General features: G+C 55.4%; 9 protein-coding genes and 1 pseudogene. 1 reads left to right on the forward strand and 9 read right to left on the reverse strand.

The window, feature by feature from the left end; all coding sequences use genetic code 11:
* The 7 genes and pseudogenes from NKI08_RS30440 to NKI08_RS34775 all read right to left on the reverse strand — a co-directional run.
* On the reverse strand, window positions 1-584 hold a 584-nt coding region (locus tag NKI08_RS30440; protein ID WP_352774694.1), incomplete at its 3' end, for a hypothetical protein.
* Window positions 585-1,983: 1,399 nt separating this feature from the next.
* A complete protein-coding gene (locus NKI08_RS30445; protein WP_352774695.1) occupies window positions 1,984-3,798 on the reverse strand; it encodes a TniQ family protein in 1,815 nt (604 codons plus the stop codon).
* Window positions 3,795-4,883 carry an ATP-binding protein gene (locus NKI08_RS30450; protein ID WP_352774697.1) on the reverse strand — a complete coding sequence of 363 codons (1,089 nt, stop codon included), beginning with the start codon at window positions 4,881-4,883 and terminating at the stop codon, window positions 3,795-3,797. Before NKI08_RS30450 ends, NKI08_RS30445 begins: the two co-directional genes overlap by 4 nt.
* Complete coding sequence (locus tag NKI08_RS30455; protein WP_352774698.1) at window positions 4,883-7,234, reverse strand: TnsB C-terminal domain-containing protein; 2,352 nt, start codon at window positions 7,232-7,234, stop codon at window positions 4,883-4,885. Before NKI08_RS30455 ends, NKI08_RS30450 begins: the two co-directional genes overlap by 1 nt.
* Window positions 7,231-7,815, reverse strand: a complete 585-nt coding sequence (locus NKI08_RS30460) for a hypothetical protein (protein ID WP_352774700.1) — start codon at window positions 7,813-7,815, stop codon at window positions 7,231-7,233. Before NKI08_RS30460 ends, NKI08_RS30455 begins: the two co-directional genes overlap by 4 nt.
* 149 nt (window positions 7,816-7,964) lie before the next feature.
* On the reverse strand, window positions 7,965-8,270 hold the full coding sequence (locus NKI08_RS34770; protein ID WP_502899685.1) for a hypothetical protein: 306 nt from the start codon (window positions 8,268-8,270) through the stop codon (window positions 7,965-7,967).
* Window positions 8,271-8,278: 8 nt separating this feature from the next.
* Window positions 8,279-8,459: pseudogene (locus NKI08_RS34775) on the reverse strand (response regulator); the annotation flags it as partial.
* A gap of 315 nt (window positions 8,460-8,774) precedes the next feature.
* Between NKI08_RS34775 and NKI08_RS30470 the strand changes: the two are divergent.
* A complete protein-coding gene (locus tag NKI08_RS30470; protein ID WP_352774703.1) occupies window positions 8,775-9,389 on the forward strand; it encodes a hypothetical protein in 615 nt (204 codons plus the stop codon).
* A 56-nt stretch (window positions 9,390-9,445) separates the two neighbouring features.
* Here the strand turns inward: NKI08_RS30470 and NKI08_RS30475 are convergent, their stop codons facing one another.
* A complete protein-coding gene (locus NKI08_RS30475; protein WP_352774705.1) occupies window positions 9,446-9,802 on the reverse strand; it encodes a hypothetical protein in 357 nt (118 codons plus the stop codon).
* Window positions 9,772-9,984 carry a hypothetical protein gene (locus NKI08_RS34780; RefSeq protein ID WP_502899682.1) on the reverse strand — a complete coding sequence of 71 codons (213 nt, stop codon included), beginning with the start codon at window positions 9,982-9,984 and terminating at the stop codon, window positions 9,772-9,774. Before NKI08_RS34780 ends, NKI08_RS30475 begins: the two co-directional genes overlap by 31 nt.
* Window positions 9,985-10,859: the final 875 nt, after the last annotated feature.

Consider the following 10,859-nt stretch of genomic DNA (forward strand, 5'->3'; position numbering starts at 1 on the left):
TTCGCCAAAGCAACAGCAGTCTGATCAGACCAGATACCGTTCCCAATTCGAAGGCCATCCGTCGAAAGCGCCCGCGTCAAGGTGCAGCGAAAATAGCGCTTACCCTGAAACAACAACTTTCCGTTAAGAGGCGTAAGGAACGCCGGAGTAAGTCCACTCGCGTTGCTCGCTCTCCTAACAGGGACGACTTGAATGGTTCCCAAGGGCGTACCATCGCTCTCCCAAAGTTGGGATTTTCGATCTTCATCGAACCCACTGAAGAAGAACTTCTGACCGAATTTAGTAAAATACCAAGGCCACGCGCCTGACACGTGGGCGTCCCTAATAACGATTTCAACCGTCCCAGCGCTGGTACCGTCAGTTTTCCAGAAGCCAACAACGTCCGACGAGTTGCAACCACGAAAGTAGAGATTCCCCCCAAATTCCTCAAATCCCACCTCACGTGTCTGTTTCGCAACGCCAATTTCACTGGCGTGCGTTACTGGAACTTCAACAGTTCCGGCAGCGGTCCCATCGCTCCTCCACAGTTCTCTGTGATTTCCTACGCCTGAGATAAAGATAAGTTTGCCACGGAGTTCGGTCAACGCGAAGGCTTCGCCTATGTCTCGTAAGATTGGGACAGTCCCGGGGGGCGTACCATCACTGGTCCATAACCCCCCTTCGCCGTCAGTCGCGAATGCTCCGAAATAAAGTAGCCTGTTGAAGACACCTTGGCCCACAAAACCCTCCCATAGCGTCACTTGCAGGTACTAACCGCGCGCCCTCTTAGTTCATACCTAACCGTGCCGCCGTCACTCGTTCTCGTACATCCGCGAATTGCGCTCCCACTAGAATCAAGATCATTCGGGCTTTCATGGGGAGAATTGTTGTTGAACCTTATACGAACGCGACTGCGAACTCAGGTATCCGTCCTATTGTTTTTCACATATGCCTCCCGTCCTGGGCCCGCAAACATCGGCACTTATCTCTAATTGAGCACACGCTAAGAGATCAGTAGCAAGAGCGGAACCACTCTGCATCACGAAACAGCAAGGCAGCCGGTAGTCGTATAATAGTGGTAATGTTCACGGCCTACCTCCGCTATTACAGTGTGTTGAGATCAGATGAGTTCCCAGGCTCACATCAGCAGATATGTCGGCCTTGGCTGTCAGTGAGTGTATCACAATTCGGCGCAGCGGTGAGAGATTTCAGCAAGCGATGGCCCCTTGCAACTTGGTCGCGGGTTGTCGCGTCTCCGTTTGCTCTACGCTGGGCTCGCAGACTTTAGATTCTAGCGGCGGAAGAGTACAACCGATGGGGAGGATAGCTGCGGCCTCTGGCCACCCTGCCGCCCGGCCGGAAAGGCCGATTTGTCATGATATATTGGGCGCTCCGGAAAGGGATTTGCTATCTCCACATCAGGCTTCGGCGCTTAGCAGCTGTGTGGGACTATGATAAAAGTTTGCCGTTCTGGTGGCAGCACGATTTGAGACTCTGGACGAGCGATCGGAACGAGGGCTGGCTTCAACGAGAGGCAAGGGGGAACGAAGTTGTTGTCCGGCGACTCGCCTCAACACGGAGGGCACAACTCAACCCGATCGGCGAACGGCAACAAAAGCTGACATAGCTGCCCTTGACCTCCAACCACTGAAGGACCCGAACGGGTCAACTTGCGACGTGTCGGCTGTCGGCGTCAAATGTCCGACAAGGGTCCGAACTCGGTCGTTCAGAGTGATTGGCTTTTGATCCTAGACCTGTTGTGGAAGTCGCGCCACACTAGGGCCCTCAACAGCTCGCCGGTGGTCGATAGCCGGATAGCCGTTTCCGTGCCTTCGGTAGACCTCCCCGGGGCCATAGCGAACTTGACGTCCCGTACTTCGTTCGAGGAAGGCAAACTTCTTCAGAGAGGAAGGCATGATCGATGAAAATCCATCTCGCGCGTCGTCGTGACATATCTGGCGGGAGCACTACGTTGGCGAACGAGCACTTCAATTCCCGCACCGCCTAGCAGACTTCGGATCTTCTATAGAATGTGGCGCCGCACTCTTCATTCGTGATTGCGGGCATTATCCCTTGCCCGTGAAGTGCCCTAGCGACTCTCTTCATGGGTTGGTCGCGAACTATTGAGAGCGCATACAGTGAAATCATCTCTGCTTTGAATTCGTTCAAGCTGTCTTGTGGTATCTGTATTTTAACGCCACTTCTCGAGTTCTCATTGGGCGGGGTCTTCAGATAGCCGGTGGCAATTAGAGCCTTCACCACTTCCGTGGTCGTTTGCAGCACCTTTCTTGTTTGCCTAACCGCAACGCCGGGTGAACTGGATCCGAACAGAAGCGATCTTATCTCCGAAGGAGCAACGAAAATCGAGGAAAAGCCGTTTGCCGTTCCGGCACGTCTGGCGCTGGCGACGGATCGATCCATCAGAAGTCGGACGATCTCCGCAAAGGTGCTGCCAATTTCCTTTGCAGCGGGCTTGATCTGCAGGCTCCCCATTTCAGGAACGGTGCTGACCGGTATCCCCTCTAGGACGTCCAGCACGTGGTGAACAGCCTGCGCCGAGAAATTGCGATCCAATTTCCCGGTTATCAAAGCCTCCCCTAAGAGACCTTTCGCGGCAACCATGTCGAGTTCATTGCGAGTGAGGCCTAGCAAGGCCATCACCTTTCCTACGGTTAGCGGCCGAGTTGCTTTCTTGACGGCAGCTCGCATCGAACCGACTTCCATGCAAATTTCTGCATCGCTCTTGCTTGCCTCGACGTCGTCCAAGACGTTCAGTTGAACTAAGGACCTCCGTATCGCATTCCAGGATGCTCCAGAATGGGCAACGACTTCAGCGACGGATTGCCGCCGCGGTGGCGTCGGTTGCAGATAACCTGCCGCGGCGCGAGCGAGTTGAGAGCTGGCGAATTTCCTCAGTTCTTCCCGAAACGCTGTAAAATCCGCCGTTCGATTATCTCGATGACTCAAAATGTCTGTGATGGTCCCGCCCAACAAAGTCATGATGCCCACCGTCCCTTTCGGACGAGAGTTCGCGGCCAGCCGCCTTTCGAGCAGTTGTGTTAGGCCCACGGGTCCTTCGCCGAGTATGTCGAAACCCGCTTGTGCAGATTTGGCCCACTGTTCGTCGGTTAGCCCGCGTGGGATGCTGTTCGTCCCTAACACCTCCGTGGCACCAAGAACCTCGCACAATCGAACGACTGCCGAGAGCCGCATGCCATCCAGCCAGGAACCGGTTGAGATTCCGTCTAATCTGTTGGCGACGTACTGCTCGAAAAGGTTGGGCGCCTGATACTTGTCTTCTGTGACATTGTCGACAAGGTCGATGGCTGCATCCCACGCAATCGCCGCAAATTCTCTCTTTTCGCTGCGAACGCTCCTGGTCGAAAGCTCAATCAAACGAAGGTGGTGAACACGGCAACATCGGATAGCACGAAAGTGCCATGGCACCCGGAGGTAAACTGCACTGTAGCGGTCGCTGTTTAGGCCCGACGACACGTCGCTTCTTACGCAGGCCGGACAAACGCCGAATTTGTCCATCCTCAGCATCCGCGCGTGGACGTCGCATCCACGGAGCGAATATGCCCGGGGCCCAATGAGCGTTAAAGCATTTCGCGCAAGGGTCGACGCATCGGCTCCTGAATACCCTGCCAAAGCAGACAAGGCGTCAGCGTCCCCATGCCTGACGCTGGTGGCACTCAGTCCCAATTCCTTACAGAATTGAATGGCGGTCTGGCATCCATTCACGGCGGCGAGGCGCGAGACGAAACTTGCCTGAGAAAGTTCGTCAGGCTGCAGAGATACCCGAGCGAACAGGCTCACCTGGCACCCCCTTTGCGCTTACTGTTGGCAATCGGCCGTTCTTCGATCCAGCGGGGCACGATCTGCGATGTATCAATTCTGCTCCAGTCAGCCGCCGTAAAGACATTCAGCTGGGAGGAGCACGCAGTCCTACGGAAATAGACGTCAGCGAAATCCGCGGCGCTCAGTCCACCAGAGCGATCTTCATTCTGCCCCTTCTCCAGCGCGGATCCGATTGCCTGTGAAGTGATCTCCATCACGGTGCCAAGCTGGTAGTTACCTGCATGAAGCAAGCGCAGCGCGAAGTCGGCAGACATCTCTTTATCTGCGAGGCCAAACGTCTCTGCCCTTTTTGCCACAATCTGACGAAGGCGGTCGGCATCACTAGCCTGGAGCGGATTGAAATGGACGATCTCGGCCCGGCGGCCGAACTGCTCTTCCACCCGCACCAGATCCAATATGGATGGCAATCCCGAGACGATCACCGAAAGCGGATTTTCGGCATCGACCATCAGACCTCGCAAAGTGGTGGCTACCCGCTCGACGGCTCTATCCCTAGCCCCAGGGCTGTGACCGACAAGTGAGTTGCTCGAATCGTCAATGTGCAAGACGAGAACTTGAAGACGCTGCGCGTGTTTCCGCACGCGTTCGATCAGCAACTCGGTGACCGGAGAATTCACCAGAGGGTAGCCCATGGCGTGCAGCATGCGGATGTAAAAGGCTCGCGGGGTAAATGTTTCGGGGGCCTTGATCGATATGAGTGGCCGCCGGGGAGCGATCGGATCGTCGGTCGGCCGTAAAGCTTCATGGGCCGTCAACAATCTTGAAAGCGCCCTCGACTTGCCGGCGCCCGATTGACCAGCGACGAGCAGGGCTCGGCCTTCCTTCCTGTTGGAGCGAGTCAGGGGCACATTCCTGTCCGCTCGGGTGACCACTCCATCGAGAAGCCGTCCAATTCCGTTCTTGAGCTGGTCGTCTCGCTCTGTGGGCACGTAAAATTTCGCGTTCGCTTCGGCATGTTTGATGCGGTCCCAAGCAAGCGGCCCTAAGCTCGCTTCAAGCGAAAACAGGGAGTCCTTTTCCGCCTCGATTCCCACTTCTTCCATCACGGTTCTTCCTCAATCTTCCAAACTGCCGAGTCGTCCGCGATGGCCGGTGCAGGCCCCATATGACCGCGGTCCTTGATGGGGGAGTTTCTAAAAGGGTCTACCACCGGCTGCTGACCGGCGGTTCTACCAGCCTGCTCGGATTGCGTTGCGGACAGCGGCTCCGCCACTTCGCCGGTGAATGGGATCAAAACGTCGAAGCTATCTTGGGCGAGACCGGGCGCTTCGATTTGCGGGGCCCCCATGTCGAAGCCGATGAACAGCTTGCGCTGGTCGCGCTCAATGTCCTGAGCTGACGGATGGGTCGCTCCGAGCCTAGCGCGAACGGCTGCGGCATCGCCAGCAGCCTTGATGTCGCTGATAGCTTGAAGCACGGTCGGCTCAGCTATCCTCGCCTCTTCACCAAAGCGGCGAGCAAGCTCGTTTCGCACTGAAACCCACACTGCGATGGAGATACCCTCAAGTGATTGATGGGTTCTGAGCGGATGCCACTCCCTGCCGAGAAGGACGGAGATTTCATGGATATTGTCGCAGTCGACACGAATCCGGACATGACCGTCGCCATGGAGCTGCCTGTGCTTTTGGAATTTCTCCGAATTGTACTTCAGGTTTTGAAAATGAATGCCTTCTGGAGTTGTGACACGGTCGAACTCCAGCCCGAAGATGGCCCTCAAGGCACGCTGATCGGGCGGCGGCGGCAGTTCGAACTGTTCCACTGCGCCGATCCAGGCATTGTATGGAGTCTGACCGTGCAATCCTCGATGGGGCGTGTTGTGATATACATCCAAGATATGGCGAACCAACAATACGTAAAGTTCGTTTACTGTCAGGGATGCTCGCTTCCCTGAGGCGTAGTCGCCTTTCGCTACCGGGTTGCTGAATGTCCTTCCGGTGAAGTTCACCAGGAAGGTCTCGTGAAGGGTTCGAAAAAGTCGCTCGATATGGCCGCGAATTTCGCTTCTTGCGGCGGGTCCTGCAACATGGTCCCCCTGCAGGTCGGTGACGGCCACTCTGAAGATTTCTCCGAATGAGGAACCCATGTCGGTGTGAACCCCGCCGAGCAGTCCACCAAATGGACCCCAGGGCGTCACCGCGCCAACAGCTGATGCAATTTTGCTCCTATCCGACGCGGCCATCTTCAACGCCGCCATCACATTTGGTACGCTGGCCGTTTCCGCAAAGCTGACGCCGAGGACAAAACGCGTCGCCACATCCATTGCCACAGCGACATGGATTCTCACGCGCTTGATTTCGCGGATATCTTCGTCGGAGAGGTGGGCCAGCAGGTCAGAATTCCATTCCAGCGCTTGGAGATGGATCTCCCATTCGTCGATCTCAATGCGCTCCATGGGCTTGAGCACCCGAACCCCTTTCGAGGCCATGGCAAATTGTCTGCTTGCGGCGACGCGTCCGTTTCGGGCCAGCGCGCGAGCAAAGGCGGGAGTCTGTTTAACCTTCTTGGCGAACGTCTTGGGCGACGGGCAGCGCAACGGCTCTTCGCCGCGCTTTAAGATTTCGGCGTTGGCCTTTGCGAGGAGCCCTTTGAATTGTTTGTAAACGGCGGTCATGGACGGACGCCGCTCATCAGGGAACGCCAAGGCCGCTTCATCGACCAATCGCAGAATCTGCGGCGACAATTTCGGCGTACTGCCACAGTTCCCATATGAATCCCAAAGCGCCGCGGGATCACATCCAGCTGCCTCAAATTTGTTGACCCAACCGGCAAGAGCGCGGGGACTTGGCATTGCCAGCCCATTTCCTAGGGTTGGGAACCTTGGCGTAGGATCCAAGCGCCCGCTGGGATTGACCGAGCGATCGGGATTGTCCCATCGAGGGAATGATGCCCGGGAATGATGCTTTCTAATTTCGGCTGTCACCCTGCGATCTTGTTTACGGAGCGCGCTCTCGCGTCGGCGGATGGTGACTTCACTCTCTGCGTGTTCGTTGTAGAGCTCCGTTTCCATCACTTCTATGGCGTCAGCGTAACCTTGCGGCGACCGACGGAAACGACCTTCCGCGTATCCGCGCAGGAATCGCATTACGAGATTCTGCTTGAAAAGGAACTTGGCCTTCCGCTTGGGACTCAGGCCCGACAAGAATTCCAGTTTGGTCGACAGGCGCGCATGAGTTCTACCCTTCGAAAAATGGTTTCGGTCGGTATTCAATCTGCCAGAAGAGTGGAGCGCCAAAACTTCGGCATGCGAGAACTCCTCGTATAGATCAGGCTGGTCCACCCGTTGCAGGACATGGCCATCAGTAGTTATCTCGGACGATCTATAGGCAGTGCCGCCGATCGTAATTCGATCGGTAGCCTCGAAGGACCAACGAGGAATTTGATCAGGCGTCGTCATGCTGCAGCCCGCTCTGCCGCGCGCACCAGGGTCTTCGGCGAGAGCAGACCCGGGCCTACTTTGACCAAAACGCCTTCGGATATCAGTCTCACCACAGCGCGGAATCCGCCGTTGTTGCGCCTCAAGGTTCTTCCGAGATGCGCTACTGTCGTGGCGCCGTTCAGAGACCCGACGATCAACGTCAGCAACTCGTAAGCTTCGAAGTCGGTGTCCAGGAGCACGCTGCGAAGCAAGAGCGAATTCGAGAAGTCGTCATCCGAGATCATCTTCTCGGTCACGAGTATGACGCCTGCCGCGTAGGATGGCGGCACTTGTTGCGCAATAAGTCGCAGCTGTGCGTCGAAATTCCTCAGCTTGACGAGTTCAGTTGGCTTGACCGCGATTGCAAACTTAGTTCCACACCGCCGTGTAGCAAGAAAGTCGAAAGTGTGCCGCCGCCACGAGCCGTCGTAGTCTTTGTAGTTGACCGCCGGCGGTTGATCCCAGAGGTGTACGATGTCTGGGCGAGCGACTAGGACCGAAGCCGCCTTGCGCTCAAGATGGCTCTCGAAATTGAGTACGCGTCGATCCGGTCCGACCATCGAACCACGCGCAGAGCCCTTGCTTCGGAAAGAAATATCGCGCGTGGCTATGCTCTCCGAGGGAGCACGCCAAGCGTCATCGCTGGCTTGGCTAGCTGGAGGCCTGTTCCGAAACGATCGAACAACTGATTCCACGTTGCGGCTCCGGACTAAGCCATTGCCGTGGCTTCGAGCGCAGTAATAACCGTGCGCGGATTGTCTGTGCCGTCGTGATTGATATGCGTGGAATTGGCCGCAGAACCAAAGATGTCCTCCTTGGCTTGTGTCAACAACTCAGCAAGCTGCCTCTCCGACACGGCGAGCACCTCGGCCGCCTCCACGACACTGAAGCCCTCGAACTCAACGAGAAGGAGCGCTTGGCGGTGAACGAGCGGCGTACGCATGATGTCGAAGTGGGGGAGCCCATCAACCGGGTTCGGGTCCCAATCGCGCATCTTTACTGTCGCTGAGGACATGAATTTTGTGAAAACGTTATAAAGCGCCACGCGAGCGCTCGATGCTGGTGGGAAGATACTAACGTCCGCAATGATCGCCTCCAGCAGAGCGCAAATCTGTGCGTCACCGCTCTCCTGCGAGCCCGAGAGGATTGATGCGAAGCGCCGAAGGCGGGGCAGATGCGGCGCGATAGAGGCTGACAAGCTCATGATACTCTCACTTCACCGACGTCGGAAACGTCCAAGGGTTTACTGTCCAGCGGCCAGCAACCTGGTTGACTCATGGTCAGGTACTGGTTACCGTGTAATCCAATATAGCGGTAACGGTTACCGGAAGCAGAGAACAAAACGCGCACAGTACCATTTATTTCTTTTTGGTTAACGTCGGTGCGTTGTTCGAAGATTCAACCCGCTAGCTGTCGTTGTCCCGATCAGTCGAACACCTGGCAACTGACGGATCGATGAGTTCCCAGTCGAGGCGGTCGATCGAGAGGAAAACTGTGCCCAATCTTAAAGGAGTGGAAAGTGTACGATCACATTGCAGTCGATCTATCAAAGTGGACGATAACTCCTACGACACTCAGTCCGGCCGAGCTCGAAGACGCAAGTGGCTTAAGCACAGAGTTACAGAGAGTCTGGAGGCGAAGAGGTCAGCTTTCAGATCGTCAGGGCACCCACGCCAGATTTACTGCGCAAGAGGCAGCTGCTGTGGCAGTGGCGGTTGCGCTGACTAAACAGGGATTTATGCCGGGAAACGCAGTGGTGATGGGGAAGACGCATGCGGCCCTGGTATTGAGGCTGGCACTACTGAGGGGCGGAATGTGTGAAGTCATCGGCTCAAGAGACGGCGTCAAACAATTCAGAGCCATTTTTGACAATGACGTTAAAATGATAGCAAAATTGGTCGATGATGAAACGCAAGAACCGTTAAGATTTCTATTTTCACTTGACAACGAACCTCCAGTCCTGGGCGATCCAGAATTTGATCAACTTGATATTGATAACCATTTAACAGGATACTTCATAAATCTAGATAAAATTGCGTTTAATATTGTTCGTGCATTAGACAGGCCCTTGCTATCCGTTGAGCTCAACGATGAAGGCGTCGGCAGTGAGCGTAAAATTCGAAGCATTGTTTGAAAATTTCTAAAATGCGACGGGTGAATAGAGGAGGGTTACGCACGACAGGACCCTCACTATGCGAATGCTGGAGTCGCAAGCTCGCTGTGGACCATAACCTGGTCCGGGACTCCGTCCGCCGCGACAGTGGTCGCATTAGCGAGCGAGCACATCGATATCTCGCTCTCGTAGGAAGTCATCTGGATCACGACGTCCGCATAGGCCGAGGTCAAGAGCTCCTCGAATTCCTCTTCAGACATCGCAAGCGCCTCGGCAGCTTCAACCATGTCGAAACCCTCGGCCGCGACGAGCAGAAGCGCTTGGCGCCGTATCGGCGAAAGAAACATCACGTCGGTGTCGCCGCTCTGACCGCCACCTGCGAGATTCCACGTCGGCACGCGATCTATAGCGGAGGCGTAGAAACGGGAGAACAAAGCATAAAATCATAAAATCCAATGCGTGGACTCGAGGCCGAAGGAAAGATGCTGAAATCCGCGACAAGCTCCTCAAGCATTGCCACCACCAGCGCATCGCCGATCACTTGCGAGCCGGCAACCGCCGTTGAGTAGCGACGAAGAGACGGCAAGTAGGGAGCAATTTCGGATGACGAAGGCATGATTATCTATCTCCAGATTGGGGCCGGCTCATCCGGCTAAGGTAAAGATAATCCTACAAAAGTCGAAATGCAATATAGCACGATGTGTCAAGTATTTCTTTACAAGAAACAAAAGCGGAGAAGCAAGAACAATCGCAGAACATATTTCGACGGAGCTTTGATCGGTACGTTTGTAATCGACTACATTAAATAGAAAAAAAATTAGTACTGACAAATGGCGCCGCCATCGCGTAGTATCCATGCACACGATGCCGAAAACATTGTGTCAAATCTTATGGTCAGGAGAACGCTGTGAAGATTTGGTAAAGGATAAGAAGCCAGCTTCCGGCTGGTCGACAATCTCTGAAAATCAGCAGTCTGGAGTTTCGATGTGGGCCCATAGGGCTCTCTGCGCACTCTCATGCGGGGCTGCTGGCGAGCGATGATTGGCTGAAGACAAAGAGTTTCACGGTCGATGAGTTCGAACTGCTCGGCATCGAGCGCGAGCGGGGCAAGGCGGCATTTGCGCTTTTAGCGGAACCCGGCACCGGGAAATATATCGGTTCAGCCTTCATCACCCTCGGACGCGACATGAAGGAACGGCTGTGGAAGCGTGTCCAAGAGCATGCCGGGCCTCCGCTAGAGGCCATGAAGAAGCGGACGGCGACGCAGTGGGTCAACCCTGGTGTAAAGCTCCGCGTCAAACACCTTCGCGGCGACCACAGCCACAGACCACGCATTTACTTTGCCATCTTGCTGACGGCCCGGTGAATGGCGTTCCGCTCGCGCTTTACGTGGCATATATCTCGGGCTGCTCAGACTCGGTCGCGGTAATTGGCTTCATAGGTGTGTCTCCAATTTGCCGACAGTGAACGAAATGAGAACATCGGAGTCAA

The sequence above is a fragment of the Mesorhizobium sp. M0768 genome (assembly GCF_040320195.1).
Taxonomy (GTDB): domain Bacteria; phylum Pseudomonadota; class Alphaproteobacteria; order Rhizobiales; family Rhizobiaceae; genus Mesorhizobium.

Bases quoted from the DNA above. Each gene is read 5' to 3' on its own strand.
- NKI08_RS30450 (WP_352774697.1), bottom strand. From the start codon at position 4,883: ATGGAAGAAGTGGGAATCGAGGCGGAAAAGGACTCCCTGTTTTCGCTT.
- NKI08_RS30455 (WP_352774698.1), bottom strand. From the start codon at position 7,234: ATGACGACGCCTGATCAAATTCCTCGTTGGTCCTTCGAGGCTACCGAT.
- NKI08_RS30460 (WP_352774700.1), bottom strand. From the start codon at position 7,815: ATGGTCGGACCGGATCGACGCGTACTCAATTTCGAGAGCCATCTTGAG.
- NKI08_RS34770 (WP_502899685.1), bottom strand. From the start codon at position 8,270: ATGTCCTCAGCGACAGTAAAGATGCGCGATTGGGACCCGAACCCGGTT.
- NKI08_RS34780 (WP_502899682.1), bottom strand. From the start codon at position 9,984: ATGCCTTCGTCATCCGAAATTGCTCCCTACTTGCCGTCTCTTCGTCGC.